This window comes from Agrobacterium sp. A3-95, assembly GCF_053521785.1.
Map to the genome: position 1 here is coordinate 1 of NZ_JBNWDR010000002.1, position 19,243 is coordinate 19,243.

At 56.8% G+C, this 19,243-nt stretch carries 15 protein-coding genes; 9 read left to right on the top strand and 6 right to left on the bottom strand.

Features of this window, described 5'->3' with window-relative positions; all coding sequences use genetic code 11:
- Window positions 1–597: 597 nt before the first annotated feature.
- Together hutC and ACQZ5Y_RS05545 are read right to left on the bottom strand one after the other, a co-directional pair.
- Entirely contained in the window at window positions 598–1,323 is a 726-nt protein-coding gene (gene hutC / locus ACQZ5Y_RS05540) for a histidine utilization repressor (protein WP_025595286.1), read from the bottom strand.
- A gap of 48 nt (window positions 1,324–1,371) precedes the next feature.
- Complete coding sequence (locus tag ACQZ5Y_RS05545) at window positions 1,372–2,718, bottom strand: formimidoylglutamate deiminase (RefSeq protein ID WP_174060182.1); 1,347 nt, start codon at window positions 2,716–2,718, stop codon at window positions 1,372–1,374.
- A gap of 115 nt (window positions 2,719–2,833) precedes the next feature.
- On the opposite strand from ACQZ5Y_RS05545, the gene hutI reads away from it, so the two are divergent.
- The 6 genes from hutI to ACQZ5Y_RS05575 all read left to right on the top strand — a co-directional run bounded on the left by hutI (window position 2,834) and on the right by ACQZ5Y_RS05575 (window position 9,981).
- Window positions 2,834–4,093, top strand: a complete 1,260-nt coding sequence (hutI, locus tag ACQZ5Y_RS05550) for an imidazolonepropionase (protein WP_174060181.1) — start codon at window positions 2,834–2,836, stop codon at window positions 4,091–4,093.
- The gene (hutH, locus tag ACQZ5Y_RS05555) at window positions 4,090–5,625 is read left to right on the top strand and encodes a histidine ammonia-lyase (RefSeq protein ID WP_174060180.1); all 1,536 of its coding nucleotides are present in this window, start codon (window positions 4,090–4,092) and stop codon (window positions 5,623–5,625) included. The genes hutI and hutH overlap by 4 nt, the downstream gene beginning before the upstream one ends.
- 1 nt (window position 5,626) lies before the next feature.
- The gene (hutG, locus tag ACQZ5Y_RS05560; protein WP_174060179.1) at window positions 5,627–6,445 is read left to right on the top strand and encodes an N-formylglutamate deformylase; all 819 of its coding nucleotides are present in this window, start codon (window positions 5,627–5,629) and stop codon (window positions 6,443–6,445) included.
- Window positions 6,442–8,115, top strand: coding sequence for a urocanate hydratase (gene hutU / locus ACQZ5Y_RS05565; RefSeq protein ID WP_025595291.1), 1,674 nt, complete (start codon window positions 6,442–6,444; stop codon window positions 8,113–8,115). Before hutG ends, hutU begins: the two co-directional genes overlap by 4 nt.
- 245 nt (window positions 8,116–8,360) lie before the next feature.
- Entirely contained in the window at window positions 8,361–9,368 is a 1,008-nt protein-coding gene (locus tag ACQZ5Y_RS05570; RefSeq protein ID WP_236763008.1) for an alpha/beta fold hydrolase, read from the top strand.
- Window positions 9,369–9,411: 43 nt separating this feature from the next.
- On the top strand, window positions 9,412–9,981 hold the full coding sequence (locus tag ACQZ5Y_RS05575) for a HutD/Ves family protein (protein WP_174060178.1): 570 nt from the start codon (window positions 9,412–9,414) through the stop codon (window positions 9,979–9,981).
- A gap of 12 nt (window positions 9,982–9,993) precedes the next feature.
- Here ACQZ5Y_RS05575 and ACQZ5Y_RS05580 read toward each other — a convergent pair whose 3' ends face one another.
- From ACQZ5Y_RS05580 to ACQZ5Y_RS05595, 4 genes are all read right to left on the bottom strand, one after another.
- Window positions 9,994–11,472: a M81 family metallopeptidase gene (locus ACQZ5Y_RS05580; RefSeq protein WP_174027310.1), complete on the bottom strand. Its 1,479-nt coding sequence runs from the start codon at window positions 11,470–11,472 to the stop codon at window positions 9,994–9,996.
- 71 nt (window positions 11,473–11,543) lie between these two features.
- Window positions 11,544–12,632 (bottom strand): D-TA family PLP-dependent enzyme, encoded by a 1,089-nt coding sequence (locus tag ACQZ5Y_RS05585; RefSeq protein WP_174060177.1) that lies wholly within the window; start codon window positions 12,630–12,632, stop codon window positions 11,544–11,546.
- A gap of 32 nt (window positions 12,633–12,664) precedes the next feature.
- Entirely contained in the window at window positions 12,665–13,060 is a 396-nt protein-coding gene (locus tag ACQZ5Y_RS05590; protein ID WP_019565014.1) for a RidA family protein, read from the bottom strand.
- A gap of 415 nt (window positions 13,061–13,475) precedes the next feature.
- Complete coding sequence (locus ACQZ5Y_RS05595) at window positions 13,476–14,861, bottom strand: FAD/NAD(P)-binding protein (RefSeq protein WP_019565013.1); 1,386 nt, start codon at window positions 14,859–14,861, stop codon at window positions 13,476–13,478.
- A gap of 440 nt (window positions 14,862–15,301) precedes the next feature.
- Between ACQZ5Y_RS05595 and repA the strand changes: the two genes are divergently transcribed.
- The 3 genes from repA (at window position 15,302) to repC (ending at window position 18,986) form a co-directional block, all read left to right on the top strand.
- Window positions 15,302–16,516 carry a plasmid partitioning protein RepA gene (gene repA / locus ACQZ5Y_RS05600; RefSeq protein WP_026330729.1) on the top strand — a complete coding sequence of 405 codons (1,215 nt, stop codon included), beginning with the start codon at window positions 15,302–15,304 and terminating at the stop codon, window positions 16,514–16,516.
- Window positions 16,513–17,523, top strand: a complete 1,011-nt coding sequence (repB, locus tag ACQZ5Y_RS05605; RefSeq protein ID WP_019565012.1) for a plasmid partitioning protein RepB — start codon at window positions 16,513–16,515, stop codon at window positions 17,521–17,523. Before repA ends, repB begins: the two co-directional genes overlap by 4 nt.
- A 185-nt stretch (window positions 17,524–17,708) precedes the next feature.
- A complete protein-coding gene (repC, locus tag ACQZ5Y_RS05610; RefSeq protein ID WP_174060176.1) occupies window positions 17,709–18,986 on the top strand; it encodes a plasmid replication protein RepC in 1,278 nt (425 codons plus the stop codon).
- Window positions 18,987–19,243: the final 257 nt, after the last annotated feature.

Genomic DNA, 19,243 nt, shown 5'->3' on the forward strand with positions numbered 1-19,243 from the left:
CGTTCGTTCTGAGCCAGGATCAAACTCTCAAGTTGAGAATTCAATCATTGACTATTGTCACGTTATTCTGAATCGACGAGAACTCACATCAATTTCATCCAAGCATCGCTGCTCGCAAAATTGGTGTTGTCTCATTAAAACGTGACCGTCAAAGTCTATTCAATCAGAGCCTGAATTCCTTCAGACCCCGCAAGCTTCGCCGCCCACGTTTCTCTTTCTTCTCATATTCAATTGTCAAAAAACAGACCGCTCATTGCAGTCACAAAATCAAACCCCAAAAGCAAAAGCCCCTGGAAAACAACAAGCAGTCAGCTCATCAACATGATTTCTTTAGAACGAAAGACTTCGTCGCCAGCAGCGCCGCCGCCCTCGTTCAGTGAGCGGACTTATAAGAGATCACCCTCAAACAAGTCAACACACCAAAATACAAATTCTAAAAAAAACATTCAAAACATTGATTTTAAAAGGGAGTTTGAAATTAGTCATACAAACTAACAGATTTTAACGTTTCCGAGCTGCATGACGGGAGCTAGGGTTTTTCCTAACACGACGAGGGCGCTTTCTTTGGACATTGCAGGCATTGCGCCCTTCCCAGTCTTATTCGGAAGACGGGCTGAAACGGGCGACCAGAGCGTGCGCATTGCCGGGATAGGTGAAGCGTACATAGGTGACGGCACCCGAATTGCTCCATGTGCGCCGCTCCACGACAAGGCAGGCCTGCCTGTCGGAGATACCCAACAGGCGCGCAACATCTTTCGAGGGCGTTTCGGCACTGATGCGGTGTTCGGCATTGCTCCAGGGAACATGGCCAAGCAGCCAGGGTCCGGGTGCAATCTCCGTGAAGTCGATTTCAGCGGCATCGGGAACGGTTGCCAGATTGACGAGACGCTGCTCGATACAGAATTCCCGCGTGCCCGCAAAATGAATGCAGACGATATCGAGCAGCGATGTACCAATGGCAATATCGAGACTTGTCCGATCCTCACGCTTTGCGACACGCTGTGTGCGCTTAAGGACCTTGAAGCCATATTCCAGGCCAAGGGATTCGACTTCCGCCCTGATATCGTGGATTTCGAGAACCGCGGACTGGATCTGCGGCTGGCGGACGAAACTGCCGGATTTCTTGCGGCGCTCGATCAAGCCGGCCTTCACAAGCTGGCCCATGACCTTGTTGACGGTCATGCGGGAGCAATCGTAGTGGGCGGCGAGATCAACCTCGAAAGGCAACCGGTGACCCGGCGGCCATTCGCCCGATACGATCCGGCCCTCTATATCACCGAGGATTCGCTGGTGCAGGGTTTGCCCGGCCGATGCTTTCGTCACGTCCGCAATGCCTTCCAACGGCTCGATGTCGTTCCTATCGAGCGCATATCAGCTATCGACAAGTTCGGCCATGACCTTGTTGAAGCGATCCGATATTTCATGGCGATGGACGTGCCGGCCCGCTTGCACCAGTTTTTTGCCGCGCACCCAGACGGTATCGACGTGGACGCTACTCGCGAACATCCACTGGTCGAGAATCTGGGGTGTCGGAAGATGGGGAACGGCCGAGCAATCAAGCGCGACAAAATCAGCGCTTTTTCCCGCTTCTATCTGATTTTTTGAATCCAGCGCCCTGCCACCGCCTTGAAGCGCCTGCTGGAACAGTTTCTCGCCAGTGGAACGGCCGGCATCGGCGATGACATTGCGCGCCCGAAGCGACAGGCGCTGCGAATATTCGAGCATCCGCAATTCTTCCGGCACGGAGATCAAAATGTTGGAATCCGAACCGACACCGTAATGGCCGCCTTCCGCGATGAAACCGGGAGCGGGGAAGATGCCGTCGCCAAGATTGGCCTCGGTGATGGGGCAAAGGCCGGCAACGGCACCGCTTTTTGCCATGCGGCGGGTTTCGGCTTCTGTCATATGCGTCGCATGGATAAGGCACCAGCGATCATCGACCGGCGCATTCTGCAAAAGCCACTCCACCGGCCGCGCACCTGAAAAGGCGAGCGAGTCCTCGATTTCCTTGACCTGCTCCGCCACATGAATGTGGATCGGGCCGCCTTTCGCCAGCGGTTCGATCGCCGCCAGTTCTTCACCAGTTACGGCACGGAGACTGTGTGGCGCGATGCCGAGCGTTGCACCCGGAAGCCCATTCACCACGGCTTGGGCGCCCTGCATGAGCCTTTCGTAACTGTCGAGCGAATGGATGAAACGTTTCTGACCGTCTATTGGCGCCTGACCGCCGAAACCGGAATGCGCATAAAATACCGGCAGCAAAGTCAGGCCGATACCCGTTTGCGAGGCGGCGGCACCGATACGTTCGGCCATTTCGGCGATATTGCCGTAATGTGAACCATCCATATCGTTATGCAGGTAATGAAATTCACCGACCCGTCCAAAACCGGCTTCCAGCATTTCCATATAAAGCTGGGCAGCAACCGCCTCGACATGATCCGGTGTCATCGACAGCGCGAATTTGTACATGACCGTGCGCCAGCTCCAGAAGCTGTCATCGGCAGGCCCGCGAATTTCAGCAAGCCCTGCCATGGCCCGCTGAAAGGCATGGCTGTGCAGATTGGGCATGGCCGGCACGATAACGGCATGCCGTTCATCCTGCGGCTGCGGAGAAACACCGGGTTCGACGGATGAAACAGCACCGCCTCTGCAGTGGATGCGAACATCTTGCACCCACCCATCGGCCAGAAGTGCTGCGCCCGCGTGAATTACCGTCATGCCACCCTCTCCTCTTGATCTCTTCTGACAAGGCGACGTCGCATACGAAATTGCGGCTTGCCAACGTGATTATTATGTATATACATTTGACACATAAAAGAAAGGCGAAAAGCAAATGCCAGGGAACAAATATACAAAGGGAATGGCGACGGGTGACACTACCGCATTGTGGCGCAATGCCCGGCTGGCGACGTTTGATCCTACCATGGAAGGCATCGGCGCTATCGAAAATGCTGCCATTGCCATACGCAACGACCGCATCGTCTTTGCCGGCGCTGAAAGCGATCTGCCCGCCGACCTGGCAACGGCCGACGAGATAACCGATTGTGAGGGACGCTGGATCACTCCGGCCCTGATAGACTGCCACACACATCTGGTCTTCGGCGGCAACCGCGCCATGGAATTCGAAATGCGCCTCAATGGCGCGACCTATGAGGAGATCGCCAAAGCGGGCGGTGGCATTGTTTCTTCGGTACGCGACACGCGCGCCCTCTCGGACGAGGCTTTGGTGGCACAGGCATTGCCCCGTCTGGATACGCTTCTGGCGGAGGGTGTCTCAACCCTCGAAATAAAATCCGGTTACGGTCTTGATATCGAAACCGAACTGAAAATGCTGCGCGTCGCCCGCAAACTTGAGACGTTACGGCCCGTTAGAATCGTCACCAGCTACCTGGCCGCGCATGCGACACCGGCCGAATATAAGGGCCGTAACGCCGACTACATTATGGACGTGGTTCTGCCGGGGCTGGAAAAAGCCAATGCGGAAGGACTGGCGGATGCGGTTGACGGTTTTTGCGAAGGCATCGCCTTTTCCGTTGAGGAAATGACCCGGGTTTTCGAGGCGGCAAAACAGTACGGTCTTCCCGTCAAGCTGCATGCCGAACAGCTTTCCAACCTCGGCGGTACGGAGCTTGCCGCATCCTACGGTGCGCTTTCCGCCGATCATCTGGAATATCTTGACGAGGCCGGTGCAAAAGCACTGGCTAAAGCGGGAACGGTGGCCGTGCTTCTGCCCGGGGCCTTTTACGCGCTCCGGGAAAAACAGCTGCCCCCGGTTCAGGCCCTGCGCGATGCAGGCGCTGACATCGCGCTAGCTACCGATTGCAATCCTGGCACCTCACCACTGACTTCCCTGTTGCTGACCATGAACATGGGTGCCACGCTTTTTCGCATGACGGTGGAGGAATGCCTGACGGCGACCACGCGCAATGCCGCAAAGGCGCTCGGCCTGCTTGCGGAAACCGGCACGCTTGAAGCAGGAAAATCTGCTGATTTCACCATCTGGGATATCGAACGCCCGGCTGAACTTGTCTACCGCATCGGCTTCAACCCGCTCCACGCCCGCATTTTCAAGGGACAGAAGGTTTCTCCATGACTATCACGCTTCACCCCGGCAATGTGACCCTTGCTGAACTTGCCGCAATCTACTGGGATAACGGCAGAGCGAAACTCGACCGTTCGTTCGATGCCGGCATAGAAAAAGCAGCAGCCCGCATCGCCGAGATCGCCGCCGGCAATGCGCCGGTCTATGGCATCAATACCGGTTTCGGCAAACTTGCCTCAATCAAGATCGACGCAGCCGATGTGGCGACGCTGCAGCGTAACCTCATCCTGTCGCATTGCTGCGGCGTCGGTGCGGCGCTTCCGGAAAATGTCGTGCGCCTGATCATGGCGCTGAAGCTGATTTCGCTCGGTCGCGGCGCCTCCGGCGTACGGCTGGAACTGGTGCGGCTGATCGAGGACATGCTGGAAAAGGGTGTCATCCCTTCCATCCCGGAAAAGGGTTCGGTCGGAGCGTCGGGCGATCTCGCACCGCTTGCCCATATGGCCGCCGTGATGATGGGCGAAGGCGAGGCTTTCTATGAAGGTACGCTTCTGCCCGCCGGCGAAGCTCTCACTAGAGCCGGGCTGACCCCGGTCGTGCTCGCCGCCAAGGAAGGGTTGGCGCTGATCAACGGCACGCAAACCTCGACGGCGCTGGCGCTTGCCGGTCTTTTCCGCGCTCACCGCGCGGCACAGGCAGCGCTGATAACAGGTGCGCTTTCCACCGATGCCGCTATGGGTTCTTCGGCTCCCTTCCATCCCGATATTCACACATTGCGCGGCCACAAGGGCCAGATCGATGCGGGGGCTGCACTGCGCAACCTGCTGGAAGGATCCGAAATCCGTGTCAGCCATATCGAAGGCGACGAGCGCGTTCAGGATCCCTATTGCATCCGTTGCCAGCCGCAGGTGGACGGCGCCTGCCTCGATATTCTGCGACAGGTAGCCCGCACGCTTGAAATCGAAGCCAATGCCGTGACGGACAATCCGCTGGTCCTTTCCGACAATTCCGTTGTATCCGGGGGCAACTTTCACGCTGAACCGGTGGCATTTGCCGCCGACCAGACGGCGCTTGCCATCTGCGAAATCGGCGCGATCGCGCAACGCCGCGTGGCACTGCTTGTCGATCCGGCTCTATCCTATGGCCTTCCGGCATTTTTATCGAAAAAACCGGGGCTGAATTCTGGCCTGATGATTGCCGAAGTCACCTCCGCTGCGCTGATGAGCGAGAACAAGCAGATGGCTCATCCGGCTTCGGTCGATTCGACGCCAACCTCAGCCAATCAGGAAGACCATGTCTCCATGGCCTGCCACGGCGCGCGCCGCCTGCTACCGATGACGGAGAATCTTTTCGCCATCCTCGGCATCGAGGCGCTTTCGGCGGTTCAGGGCGTTGAGCTGCGTGGGCCATTGAAAACCAGCCCGGAGCTGCAAAAGGCAATCGCCGTGCTGCGTCAGGCGATCCCTTCACTGGAAGAGGACCGTTATATGGCACCCGATCTGAAGGCGGCATCCGACCTTATTGCTACCGGCGCTCTTGTGTCCGTGATTTCCGACGGCATTCTTCCGAAGCTGGAGGCGTAAGATGCGCGTCTTCGATATTAAAGAAGGCACATCGCCCGTCATTCTCGGCCTGCCCCATACCGGCACCGATGTTCCCGCAGCGATTTGGCAACGCTTGAACGACAACGGCAAGATGCTTGCCGATACCGACTGGCATATTCATGATCTCTACGCGGATCTGCTCCCCGGCGCGACGACGGTTCGCGCCACCTTTCATCGTTATGTGATCGATGCCAACCGCGATCCTGAAGGCGTTAGCCTCTATCCGGGACAAAACACCACAGGCCTTGTTCCGGAAACCGATTTCGACGGCAAATCGATCTGGAATGAGGGGCAGGAACCGAATCAGGACGACATCGTCTCTCGGCTGGAAACGTTTCATGCACCCTATCACGCGGCCCTTGCCGCGGAAATTGAGCGGGTTAAGGCCATTCACGGCATCGCCATTCTCTATGATTGCCATTCGATCCGCTCGCATATCTCGTTCCTGTTCGAAGGCAAGCTGCCGGATTTCAACATCGGTACGGATATGGGCAGGACCTGCGACCCAGCCATCGAGACAATGGCGGTCGAAGCAACCGCTACGGCAGAAGGTTACACCAGCATTCTCAACGGTCGCTTCAAGGGTGGCTGGACGACACGCCACTACGGAAAGCCCGAAACCGGCGTGCACGCCATCCAGATGGAACTGGCGCAATCCACCCATCTAACGACAGAGGCACCGCCGTTTGCCTATGACGACGCCAAGGCCACCAAGCTTCGCATACACCTGAAAGACATTCTCACGCGCATCGAAACGACTGCGCTGACACTCGCACACACCAAAAGGGGAACCAAATGACTAATCCTCGTCACAATATTCGCGACGTCCGCGCTGCGCGTGGAACCGAGCTGACCGCGAAATCGTGGATGACAGAAGCGCCGCTGCGCATGCTGATGAACAATCTCGATCCTGAAGTGGCCGAGAACCCGCACGAACTGGTGGTTTATGGTGGCATCGGCCGTGCCGCCCGCACCTGGGCGGATTTCGACAAGATCGTCGCGACCCTGCGCGATCTCAACGAAGACGAAACGCTGATGGTCCAGTCCGGCAAACCGGTTGGCGTGTTCCGCACCCACAAGGATGCGCCGCGCGTGCTGATTGCCAACTCCAACCTCGTGCCGCACTGGGCGACATGGGATCATTTCAACGAGCTGGATAAAAAGGGTCTTGCCATGTACGGCCAGATGACCGCCGGTTCGTGGATCTATATCGGCAGCCAGGGCATCGTGCAGGGCACCTACGAAACCTTCGTCGAGGCCGGTCGTCAGCACTATAATGGCGATCTCACAGGCAAATGGGTTCTGACCGGCGGCCTTGGCGGCATGGGCGGCGCCCAGCCACTTGCCGCCGTGATGGCCGGTGCCTGCTGCCTTGCCATTGAATGCAATCCCGATTCGATCGATTTCCGTCTGCGCACCCGCTACGTCGATGCCCGCGCCGAAACTCTTGATGAGGCGATGGAGATGATTGAGCGCTGGACCGCCGCCGGCGAGGCAAAGTCCGTCGGCCTGCTCGGCAACACCGCTGAAATCCTGCCGGAAATGGTCCGCCGCGGCATCCGTCCAGACATGGTAACCGACCAGACCTCGGCGCACGACCCGATCAACGGCTATCTGCCGAAGGGCTGGACGATGGCCAAGTGGAAGGAAAAGCGCGAGAGCGACCCGAAAGCCGTCGAAAAAGCTGCCCGTGCCTCAATGCGCGAACATGTCGAAGCGATGATTGCCTTCCAGGACATGGGCATTCCGACTTTCGACTACGGCAACAACATCCGCCAGGTGGCAAAAGAAGAAGGGCTGGAAAACGCTTTCGCCTTCCCGGGCTTCGTTCCGGCCTATATCCGCCCGCTGTTTTGCCGCGGCGTCGGCCCGTTCCGCTGGGCGGCACTATCGGGTGATCCGGAAGACATCCGCAAGACCGACGCCAAGGTGAAGGAACTGCTGCCCGACAACAAGCACCTGCACAATTGGCTTGATATGGCCGCCGAGCGCATCGCCTTCCAGGGCCTGCCGGCGCGTATCTGCTGGGTTGGCCTTGGTGATCGCCATCGTCTCGGTCTTGCTTTCAACGAAATGGTCAAGAACGGCGAGCTCAGCGCTCCGATCGTCATCGGCCGCGACCACCTCGACAGCGGCTCCGTCGCCTCGCCGAACCGCGAGACCGAAGCCATGCAGGACGGTTCGGATGCCGTATCCGACTGGCCGCTGCTGAACGCGCTGCTCAATACCGCATCCGGCGCGACATGGGTTTCCCTGCACCACGGCGGCGGTGTCGGCATGGGCTTTTCCCAGCATTCCGGCATGGTCATCTGCTGCGACGGCACCGATGACGCGGCCCGCCGCATAGAGCGCGTGCTGTGGAACGACCCGGCAACCGGCGTCATGCGCCATGCCGATGCCGGTTACGAAATCGCCGTGGAATGCGCAAAAGAGCAGGGCCTGCGACTGCCCGGCATTCTCGGTAACTGAAGAAAAAACTCGGCGCAGTCTTCAGGCTGCGCCGTTTATCTGATCCGGGAAGAGAGCCGCGATCCACCCATCGTACAGTGCCGACAGCGGTGCCGCATCAGTTTCGACGCCGCTGTCGGCGGCCGGTGGAACTTCTGGTCTGTCTGCGGCTTTCTTCCGTTGATGTTTTTAACCGACCGACTGTATGCTCGTTTGAAAGCCGCGCTAACCGTTAGGCAGGCATGAAGGACATGGTAGATCAAAGAATGGCGTACAGGTTCCTTCCGCTTGCATTTACCCTCCTGCTCGGGGCACTTCTTCCGGTTTCCGCTACGAATGCCGTGGCGTCCGAAAAGCAGCAAAATGTTCCCGTGCGGATCGATGTGGGCGGCTACAAGCTGAACAGCATCTTGGTCGAGCCGGGAAAAAGCGCCGAGCTTCCGCCGATCCTCTTCATTCACGGCGCAAGCGCCAGTCTCTATGATCCGATGTTTTCGTTTCTCGAAAAGCTGAGAGGCCGTGCAAAACTGCTATTTGTCGACAGGCCAGGGCACGGCAATTCGGATATCGGCGGCAAGGCAAATATTCTCCCGGATGGACAGGCGGACGCCATTGCCCAGCTTATGAAAAAGCGAGGCGTCCCGAGAGCGATTATCGTCGGACATTCCTTTGGCGGCGCCATCGCGGCATCGCTTGCGGTCCGTCATCCGGAGATGGTCGCGGGCCTCGTATTCCTTTCTCCCGCTGTCTATCCATGGGAGGGCGGCATCGCCTGGTATTACACAGCGGCAAATGCGCCCTTTACCGGTCCGCTGTTTAGCACCTTCATTGCTCCGCCCGCCGGCCTCCTGGCATTGGATCAGGCAACGCGCGGTGTTTTTGCACCCAATTCCAGACCCGCCGGTTATGTGGAAGCAACACATTCCGTGGCGGCCCTGCGGCCCAGGGCCTTTCGGCACAATGCGCAGGAGGTCGCGGCTCTCAATGAATGGGCGCGCGGAGCTTCCTCGGAGTATCGGCGCATCACGGCACCAACCGTCATCATAACCGGTGATACGGACACGATCGTCTCGCCAGAGGTGCATTCCCGTCATCTCGCCAGAGATATTCGCGGCTCCACTTTGATCGTCGTGCACAATCTCGGGCATAAATCTGACTATGTCGCCAGTGACCTTGCCATTGCCGCGATCGAGAAGGTTGCCGGCCGGCCATCCGATTTAAAGGCGGTCCAAAAAACGATTGAGCGACGCATCAAGAATGATCGCGGATCGTAAACTTCCGCCCCCGCCCCCTTAACGACCCGATTCTGGACATCACATGAGAATATTACGCGCTTCCGAATACAAAACCATGCCGTGGAAAAATGGCGGCGGCGTTACGGTGGAAATCGCCATCCATCCGCCGGGCGCTTCCGTGGATGCATTCGACTGGCGCGTCAGCATGGCCACCGTTGCTCAGGACGGACCATTTTCCAGCTTCCCCGGCATAGACCGCACGCTTGCGATTATCGAGGGAAACGGCCTTGCACTCGCTATTTCGGGTCATGAGCCGGTGGCGCTGACGACGGAGAGTACCCCCCTGCCCTTTGCCGCCGATGTTCCCGTGGATGCCACCTTGATGGAAGGCGCGATCGTCGACCTGAACGTCATGACCCGCCGCTCGTCCTTCGCCCACAGCGTGCAAAGACTATCCGGCAGCTGTTCGATGCAAGCGGCAACGGGAACAAGGCTGATCCTCGCGCTCGATCCTCTGACGGTCGCCGTCAACAACGACACAGCCCGGCTGGAGAAGCTGGATAGCGTTTTCATCACGGAAAGCGTGCCCTTCACCATCGATTCAGATTATGGTGAAGGCATATTCTTTCTGATCACGCTAGAAGATATCTGAAGCGCCGCTGCCTCAGTCCAACCCCAGCGGATCGGCCACCCGTGGCCATAGCTGGAGGCTAGCCTTGCGATAGGCGGTTGTGGCCGGATCGGTCGGATAGGAAGTGGGCGCGGCGATATAAACGATCTCGGAAGCGACCGGCGCAAAACCCGCATGGAAGTGGTTGGTGGACTTCACCAGCAGCACGTCTTTCCTGGCAAAATCAATGCCGAGATTGGAAAAGATATCCGGCTCATAAGTTTGCGTGCGGCTGGTAATGAGAATGATATCGATTTCCGTTCCGACCGGTCGAACGACGGCGGCGCGGCCGAGCGTGACGCGGCTGTTTCGGAAACTCTGCCACCCTGCTTCTGCAGTGCGCATGACCCTGATCCGGAAATCGAGCGGCTCGCCACCTTCGGGACTGGATTTACCGCCAATACGCAGATCAATCTCCGCCCCCTCGCCTGCCGCGTGACAGAAAGACACAGCAATCGGATCCCAGATCGTTGCCACACCGATATTGTCCATGCCGCGCTCCACCATGCGCCGCAGAATATGGGTGGCATCACCCGCAACGCCGCCACCGGGATTATCCCATATATCCGACACCACGACCGGCATATCCGGATGCTCACTTCGAATGGCGAGAACCTTGTCGAGACCCGATTCCGTGTCGAGCATCGGCATGGCAGTCAACTTGCGCATGGCGTAAAGCTCATGACCGAGTTCTTCGGCCAGTGCGTCACCTTTTGCCCTGTCATTATCTGTCACGACGACGATACGCGTGCCCATATCTGGGACATCGCCTGCCATGAAACCGTGAATGACGGAAATAGACAGCACGCCGTCCTTACCCTCCAAAGCCTTCAAACGGTCAACATAAGAACGCATCGGTTCGCGGCTGGTGGGGTAAATGGTGATCATGCGGCAATCAAAAGTGGAAATAACCGGCCTGAGTTCTCCGCGCAGGGTGCGAAGTGCCAGTTCAACGACGTGCTCACCACGTTCCTCAAAATCCGTATGCGGGAATTCCAGAAACGTCGCCATGATATCGAGATTTTGGACCCTTAAAGGGGTCAAATGGCTGTGGGGATCGAATTCCGCCGCGATCAGTACGTCGGGACCAACAAGCGTGCGGACATGCGACAGGAAATCGCCTTCCGGATCATCATAACCCTGCGCGACCATGGCGCCATGTAGACCAAGAATTACCGCATCGACCGGCAGGGCGGCGGCAAGCTCGGCAAGAATCGTATCGCGCAGCGTTTCATAGGTCTGGCGCTGTATCAGCCCCGCCGGTTCCGCCCAGCAGGAGGTACCCTCGATTACCGTAAACCCTTCCGCTTTGCCGCGCCGGCGCAGAATTGGTACCGGTGAGGAGCACAGTGTCGGCGTTTCCGGATGTTCGCCGGGCCCAGCGTAAAAAGCCGCGCGAAAGGCGTCCATGTCCGTCGGGACGGGTGAAAACGTGTTGGTTTCGGTGGCAAGCGATGCCGTGAATATGCGCATGACTGTCATTCTCGTTGCCGATGCCCGCATTTCGGCAGCATCTTTTTTGCAATTTAATTAGCCGGGTAATTTTACCAGACGGTGCCGCGTGCTGCCACGTCTTCCACCCGCGTCACGATACCGTTTCGATGGAAAACCATCCTGTCGAAAAGATTAGTAATGACGCAGGTGTGGTTCGGCACAACCTTGACCAGCTCACCGATTTCCGGCCGGCCCGATGTGCAGCCCGACAAATCGACCACCGCATGTTCTTCCGAAAGCGACATGATTTTCGCGCCTTCATACCCTTCAATCAGCCCGTAATCGCTGAACCCAAGGAGATCGGAGGTCAAAGCCTTGGAGCCACAATCGAGCACAGCGCGATCAGGTGTCGGTCGCGACACCACGGTGGCAAGAACATGCATTGCCAGGTCGCCAGCGTTGCAATGTCCGGCGCGCAGCATCGAACGATCATTATATACATAGGTGCCCGCCCGATATTCGGTTGCGGAGGGAACGAGGTGAGCAGAGAAAAAATCCGGTGAGCCGCCACTGGAGCGAACCGGGCAGTCAATGCCCTTTTCCGCAAGCAACGCCATGGTTTCCCGAATGAAGTTCTCCACCTTTTCAGCGCCACCGGGTGCCGGATAGGTCAAAATGCCCTTGAAATTGAGGCCCGGTGCCGCGACGATCTTTTCTGCAAGCTGCAACACGGCTTCCGGGGTCTGCACACCGCAGCGTTTTCCGCCGGTATCGCATTCGACAAGAACGGAAAGCGGTCTTTCCGCATCGAATGTGCCGGCAAGGCCGGCAATCGTCACGGCGCTGTCGGCGACGACGCTCAGTTGCCCTATATGCGCATTCAATGCCCTCAGCCGCGAGAGTTTCGCCACGCCGAGGATATTGTAGGTAATGAGGATGTCGTCGAAACCGGCATCCGCGAAAACTTCCGCCTCGCTGACCTTCTGGCAATTGATGCCGATGGCGCCCGCCTGAAGCTGCTGCTTCGCAATGGCTGGTATCTTATGTGTCTTTATATGGGGGCGAAAAGCCATGCCATGTCCATCAAGATAGGACTGCGCCCGCGCAATATTTGCGGCAAGTCGGTCCTCGTCGATCACGGGCATCGGCGTCGAGATCGCATCGAGTGGGGTACCTTCGTCAGGCCAGGGGTAGGTCATCGTCAAACGCTCTCAGGATCGGAAATTGGCAATCAAACCAGTGGCTTATAGGCTATAACATCCATTTCAACCTTCGCATCGACCATCAGGGGCGACTGCACGGTTGAACGTGCCGGTGGATGATCGATGAAATATTTCTGGAAGACCGCGTTGAAGCTCGAAAAATCCCGAGCATCATCCAGCCAGACATTGACCTTGACGACATCGGCAAGTGTACAATTCGCAAGCGCCAGAACATCCATGATATTGGCCACAACCTGCTCGGTCTGAGCCACAATGCCGCCAGTTACTACTTCACCATCGACTGTTGGCACCTGTCCAGACACATAGACGAAATCACCGGCCCGCACGGCCTTGGCAAAAGGCCTGCGCTGTCCGCCAGCCTGAGCGTCAGCCGTCTCGAATCGTACCAGTTTCTGCTTTTCCATAGATGCCTCGCAAATAATTTTCATAGAAATCGTATTTTTAAGGGTTTAATAGCTCGTTTTGCATCAATATTCCATAAGTGATGTAAATAATTTAGCAATATGTAAATCATCAACTCTCGGACGGATGGACTTCACGGTGAGCTATTCGTATCGCCGCACGTTGTCGAACCGAATGATGAGACCCAAAACCTATTGTCTATCGCGATCTATGGAAGCGGCTATTGGCTGAGCCACGGCTCTTACTAACCCTTAGCTCTATCGCGTAATGAGGAAGCCCGGTACATTCGGATGGCTGCCTGATGAAAGAAATAGAGAGGTTAGCCGCGGCAAACCTCAGTATCTGAAAAGTTAGAGGAACAGTCTCAAGCGCAAACTCTTCAAGACCTGGCACTGTGCGAGTGTTCTTTCCGTCACATCAACCGTGTGCCGAAACCCGCCGGTCCGACACTACTCTGTCCGTGACAGCTTGCGCGATCTTTTGCGCCTGCACGCGGATATCCGGCACGGCGGTTATCTCCCAAAAGCGGCCCGCCGTCAGCGCCCCGGCGGCAAACAGGCCAGGCCAGACCTGCCCGTCCGAGCTTGACAAGCGCGACTGGCCATCGACCTCGACCCCAAGACCAAAGGCGTCGAGCAAAAGCACGCCATCGTCCCGCATGGTTTCCAGAAGCCGTGAATGACCGATCCCCGCCCTCTCCATTCCGGTACAATTAACGACCCAATCGACCTGAAACTCTCTAAGCGTCTCCGTATGCCGACGGCGATAGAGTACGGCGATCCCCTCGTCCTGCTCGTCAAGAGAGCGGAGATAACCGGCGTGAATCTCTAGAACGCCGTCAGATAACAGCTTTTCAAAAGCCTTATGCACTTCGGGCGCGATTCGGTGCCGGTGAATGTTCCACCACGGCAAAGCATGGCGAAGAAACCGGCTTCGCTGCTCAGATGTCAGGCTCTGCCAAAGCAGCTGGGTCTTCGGCCGTAGACCATCCATGACAGTACGCCACGGCGCACCATCTTTCACCTGCTTACGCAGAGCCTGCACTAACCGGCTGATCTCGGTCGAACCTTCTGGTAAGCGCGGATCAGCTGGCGACAGTGGCGGGCTGATATGTGGATGCGGCACAAGTCCGCGGCGGGACAATACGTGGATTGGGCCACGGTGTCCCTTTCCTCGAAGCGTCAGGACCTGATCTATCATCGTCAGGCCAGAACCCAGAATACAGATGCGGTCCCCCGCCTTTACTTTCGACAGCCATCCGGACTGCCAGCAATGCCCGATAATGCGATGCGGCGCGTCGTCATCTTTCGTCAGAGTTTGCACCGGCAAACTCGCTGCGCCGACACCAAGACATAAGACAACATTTTTAGCGCGCAGCTTCTCACCATTCTCCAGTGCAAAAGAGAAACCGCCATTCCCATCCGGGCGACAGGCTGAAGCCTTGGCACGGATGAAGTCCACCCTCGCCCGCTGATCCCGGCTTCTCAGCAGACTGGCGAGCCTGTCCCTGAGATAGAGGCCGTAATCGCCACGTGAGGCAAAAGCCAATGGATCATTGCCGAGCCCATTCTCCGTCAGCCAATCGAGAAAGTCATCAGGCCTGTCGGGGAATACGCTCATCCGCCCTGCCGGCACATTGAGCCGGTGATAGGGCAACTCGGTACGATAGGCCGTACCGCGCCCGAAATCCGACTCGTCGCCGACAATGGCGATCGACGCGTCCCCGGGCAGGAATGATAAGAGATGAGCGGCGGTACAGATGGCCGAGAAACCCGAACCGACGATAGCGACATCATAGGACATTTATTCCTCCAACCTGCGACAGCACGAAAGGTCAGGCGGTGGGCGCCGGACCCGTTGATACTCTAGTTGATAAGTAGAGATTAAACATCTGCCAATGTCTACCCTTCACTTTCCGCCGACGGGATCGCGCCTTGCACATTTGGTACGCGGGATTCCCAAAGTTAGCCGCGGCAAACTTTCGCTCTGAAAGCTCCTTGTCAGTTTTAAGGGAAGCCAAAAAACCGCGTCTCAGCCAGAACGGGGACGAAGTTAGCCGCGGCTAACCGAAAAACTGTCACAAAAAGCAAAACTGATTCTTCCACAATGCCTTAGCGGTACTTCTGCATCCGGGAAAAAAGCCTATTGCGCCAAAAAGAGAATCGGCGCTTATATCTCAGTTGCGGAAAAAACCGTCTTTTTCGAAAAAAACCGCAACTGCAATATCGAGCGAAAGTAGATCCATGACACAGAGTGCCGACTCAAGATTTGCTGCAGGGGCACCCGACCTCACGAGCCTTATACAACAGCATTCGGCTGCATTGTCAGCCCAATTGCAGGCGCATAATGCGAATACGTTTTCGCCGCATACCGAAAAGAGTATGCGCCATTTTTCGCCGGCGGAAACCGCCCGGCTGATTGGCATCGGTGAAGCCTATCTTCGTCAGATCGCCGCTGAGCGTCCGGAGCTCGATGCAGCGCAGGCATCCGGTCGTCGTTCCTATTCGGTAGAGGATATGGACGAGATCAGAAAGTTTCTCGATCAGGGCGCGCGCGGCGCGCGGCGCTATCTGCCCCACCGTCGCGACGGCGAGGAATTGCAGGTCATCGCCGTGATGAATTTCAAAGGCGGTTCGGGTAAGACCACGACATCCGCGCATCTGGCGCAATATCTGGCACTGCGTGGTTACCGGGTCCTGGCTATCGATCTCGATCCGCAGGCCAGTCTCTCCGCTCTCTTCGGTCACCAGCCCGAAATGGATGTCGGCCCGAATGAAACGCTCTACGGCGCGATCCGCTACGATGACGAACGCCGGCCGATCGCCGAGATCGTTCGCGGCACCTATATTCCCAACCTTCATATCGTTCCGGGCAATCTGGAGCTTATGGAGTTCGAACATGATACCCCGCGCGCACTGATGCGCCGCGCACCGGGCGACACTCTGTTCTTCGCTCGCATCGGCCAGGCAATCGCCCAGGCCCAGAACTTCTATGACGTCGTGGTCATCGATTGCCCACCGCAACTCGGTTACCTGACGCTTTCGGCGCTGACGGCAGCAACATCGGTTCTCGTGACCGTTCATCCGCAAATGCTTGATGTCATGTCCATGAACCAGTTCCTTGCCATGACTGGCGATCTTCTCGCTGAAATCGGCAGGGCCGGAGCACGCTCCGATTATAACTGGATGCGTTACCTCATCACGCGTTTCGAACCGAGCGATGGGCCGCAGAACCAGATGGTGGCTTTCCTGCGCTCGATCTTCGGTGAAAACGTCCTCATTCACCCGATGCTGAAGAGCACGGCCGTTTCGGATGCCGGATTGACCAACCAGACGCTTTTCGAGGTGGAAAGAACCCAGTTCACGCGCTCCACCTATGACCGCGCACTGGAAGCCATGAACAACGTGAACGCTGAAATCGAGGGATTGATTAAAAAAGCGTGGGGTAGGGCAGCATGAGCAGAAAACAGATTTTCGCCAATCTTGGCACGCCAGGCACAGACAACGATACCACTCCCGAGCGGTCCCGTCCGCGTGTCAGACCCATCCTCGGTTCTCCCGAACTGGTGACGGATGTGTCGAACTCGCCAGTCGGCATGATCGGCCAGTCTCTGAACGAAGTGTCGGAACGCTCCAAGCGTGCTGAAGAGATCGAAAAACGGCTCGCAGAGGGCCTTACGATCGTTTCGCTCAATCCTGCTGATATCGATCCGTCCTTCATACCCGACCGCATGCCAGCCTCAGAAGAGGCGGATGCAGGCCTGGTGGAGGCTATTCGTCAGCAGGGCCAGCAGGTTCCCATTCTGGTGCGCCCTCATCCCGAATTTCCGGGACGTTATCAGGTCGCATTTGGCCATCGCCGTCTGCGCGCCGTTTCCAACCTGGGTATTCCGGTCAAGGCCGTGGTTCGCGATCTCAGCGACGAACAGCTGGTTGTCGCCCAGGGACAGGAAAACAACGAGCGCCGTGACCTAACCTATATCGAAAAGGCGCGCTTCGCCCAGAAACTGCAGATGCGGTTTCCGCGTGATACGATCATGGCGGCGATGTCCCTGCACAAGGGCGATCTTTCCAACATGCTATCGGTTGTCGGTCGCATTCCCGAGGATCTGGTCGATCTTATTGGTCCGGCACCCACCGTCGGTCGCCGTAACTGGATGGATCTCGCAGATCAGCTCTCCTCGTCACAGGTCAAGGAAGCTGCGCGCGCTTATGTAAGGGAGCCATCCGTTGCCGCTCTTCCGTCCGAAGAACGCTTCAAGTCGCTTCTGGATTTTCTGAAACCCAAGGCACAGGCAAAGAAAGCCGGTGTTTGGTCTTCGGAAACTGGCAGCAGACTGGCAAAGGTGGTCGAAAGCGACCGCAAGCTGGATATATCCATCGACAAGAACGAGGCGCCGGAATTTGCCGATTTCGTTCTGGAACATCTTCAGGCGCTGTTTGCCGAATACCGGTCCAAGCAGTGATTGTTAATACCAACGGCTAACAGGAGACGCATTACAAAAGAAAAAAGCCCCCGAACGTTGCCGCACGGAAGCCTTTCTTTGATCTAAGCAACCAAAGAATCTCATTTCCGCGAATCATAGTCAAGAGTCTTGGCATCGAATTTTTCGGTGAGCGATTTTCTTTTGCCTTGTGAAAGGTGAAAGACATGGACAGCACATGTGTAACGACGCCCTTTGGGCGGCGAGCGATGTCGTTTGGCGTCCTCGCAACTCAGTTTGCCGCGCAGAAAAACAAAAAGACCGAGGCGGTCGATAAATGGAAACTCTACCGTTCGGTCTGTGAAGCCAGACCATTGCTCGGCGTGACCGATCGTTCTCTCGCGGTCTTGAACGCCCTTCTGAGTTTTTATCCGAAAAATGAACTCTCCAGCGAAGCCGGTTTGGTCGTCTTTCCGTCGAATACGCAATTGTCATTGCGAGCACATGGAATGGCAGAACAGACATTGCGCCGCCATCTCTCGGCTCTCGTCGAGGCCGGTCTCATCATCCGCAAGGATAGTCCGAACGGAAAACGCTACGCCCGTAAGCACAGGGGCGGGGAAATCAGCGAAGCCTATGGTTTTTCGCTGGCACCGCTTCTCGCCCGCAAATCGGAAATCGAGGAACTCGCCGAACGCATCGTTCGCGAGCGGCTCGACCTTCAGCGGCTTCGTGAAAACATCAGCCTGTGCCGCCGCGATATCCAGAAGCTTTGCGAAATGATAGCCGCCAGCGGTGAAGTCGTAACGTCAGAAGGATTCCAGGCGCGCTACAATGCCATTGCCCGGTCTCTCGGCCGTAATTCAAAGCCTGTCGAACTCAAGGAAATCGCCGGATTTTTGGTCTCCCTGCGTGCAGAAGTGACCAACTATCTGGAAAATATTGAAAATTCGGAGAAATCGGGCGGCAATGACTGCCAAAATGAGCGCCTCATAAAGAATTCAGAATCCGAATCTATATCTAAACCGCAAAATTTGCGTGAACCGGTAATCGTCACACCTGCCGACACGACAGTCTCACAGCCAGAATACGCCGTACCCGTCAGTGCAAAGCCGTCATCGCAACAGCCAAAGCCTGTTCTTCATAAGCAATTTTTTGTTCCTGATATTGTTTTGGTTGTGAAGGCTTGCCCGGACATTTCTCTCTATGCACCCGGAGGAGCAGTGACTGGATGGCGTGATCTGGAAGTGGCGACATCAGTCATCAAAACCATGTTCAACGTTAGCCAGTCGGCCTACCAGGACGCCCTCACCACTTTCGGTCGACAGGGAACAGCAGCGATTCTTGCCTGCCTGCTGCAAAAGGCGGACCAGATCAGCTCGCTGGGCGGATATCTGCGCAATCTCACCCGTAAGGCCCACGAGGGCGGGTTTGATCTTCAGGCCATGCTTCTGGCGCAACTGCGGGGTCGAACTGACGGGATAGAGAGAAGCATGGCTGTATGAGTTCTTGAGGACGGACAGAAAATGGCGCCGGCTTGCCGAATTCCCAGTCTGCAGCTACATTGACGCTGTTTCTGCAAGACTCCGAAGATTCGCTGTGAGGCTGCCAGTGTTTACGAACAGACTGTGCTGGCAGGGGTTCCTATGGTTAATGCAAAGTAATGAAAGTTAAGCCTTGATTGACTTTCGTTTGAGTTATTCCATGATTGGTTTCAATCGCTTGAGTCCGGGTATCTTTTAGCGGTAGTGCGATGATACGG

What these genes read in the sequence shown, in the direction of transcription:
- ACQZ5Y_RS05545 (WP_174060182.1), bottom strand. Translation starts at nt 2,718, where the DNA reads ATGACGGTAATTCACGCGGGCGCAGCACTTCTGGCCGATGGGTGGGTG.
- hutI (WP_174060181.1), top strand. Translation starts at nt 2,834, where the DNA reads ATGCCAGGGAACAAATATACAAAGGGAATGGCGACGGGTGACACTACC.
- hutH (WP_174060180.1), top strand. Translation starts at nt 4,090, where the DNA reads ATGACTATCACGCTTCACCCCGGCAATGTGACCCTTGCTGAACTTGCC.
- hutG (WP_174060179.1), top strand. Translation starts at nt 5,627, where the DNA reads ATGCGCGTCTTCGATATTAAAGAAGGCACATCGCCCGTCATTCTCGGC.
- hutU (WP_025595291.1), top strand. Translation starts at nt 6,442, where the DNA reads ATGACTAATCCTCGTCACAATATTCGCGACGTCCGCGCTGCGCGTGGA.
- ACQZ5Y_RS05570 (WP_236763008.1), top strand. Translation starts at nt 8,361, where the DNA reads ATGGCGTACAGGTTCCTTCCGCTTGCATTTACCCTCCTGCTCGGGGCA.
- ACQZ5Y_RS05575 (WP_174060178.1), top strand. Translation starts at nt 9,412, where the DNA reads ATGAGAATATTACGCGCTTCCGAATACAAAACCATGCCGTGGAAAAAT.
- ACQZ5Y_RS05580 (WP_174027310.1), bottom strand. Translation starts at nt 11,472, where the DNA reads ATGCGCATATTCACGGCATCGCTTGCCACCGAAACCAACACGTTTTCA.
- ACQZ5Y_RS05585 (WP_174060177.1), bottom strand. Translation starts at nt 12,632, where the DNA reads ATGACCTACCCCTGGCCTGACGAAGGTACCCCACTCGATGCGATCTCG.
- ACQZ5Y_RS05590 (WP_019565014.1), bottom strand. Translation starts at nt 13,060, where the DNA reads ATGGAAAAGCAGAAACTGGTACGATTCGAGACGGCTGACGCTCAGGCT.
- ACQZ5Y_RS05595 (WP_019565013.1), bottom strand. Translation starts at nt 14,861, where the DNA reads ATGTCCTATGATGTCGCTATCGTCGGTTCGGGTTTCTCGGCCATCTGT.
- repA (WP_026330729.1), top strand. Translation starts at nt 15,302, where the DNA reads ATGACACAGAGTGCCGACTCAAGATTTGCTGCAGGGGCACCCGACCTC.
- repB (WP_019565012.1), top strand. Translation starts at nt 16,513, where the DNA reads ATGAGCAGAAAACAGATTTTCGCCAATCTTGGCACGCCAGGCACAGAC.
- repC (WP_174060176.1), top strand. Translation starts at nt 17,709, where the DNA reads ATGGACAGCACATGTGTAACGACGCCCTTTGGGCGGCGAGCGATGTCG.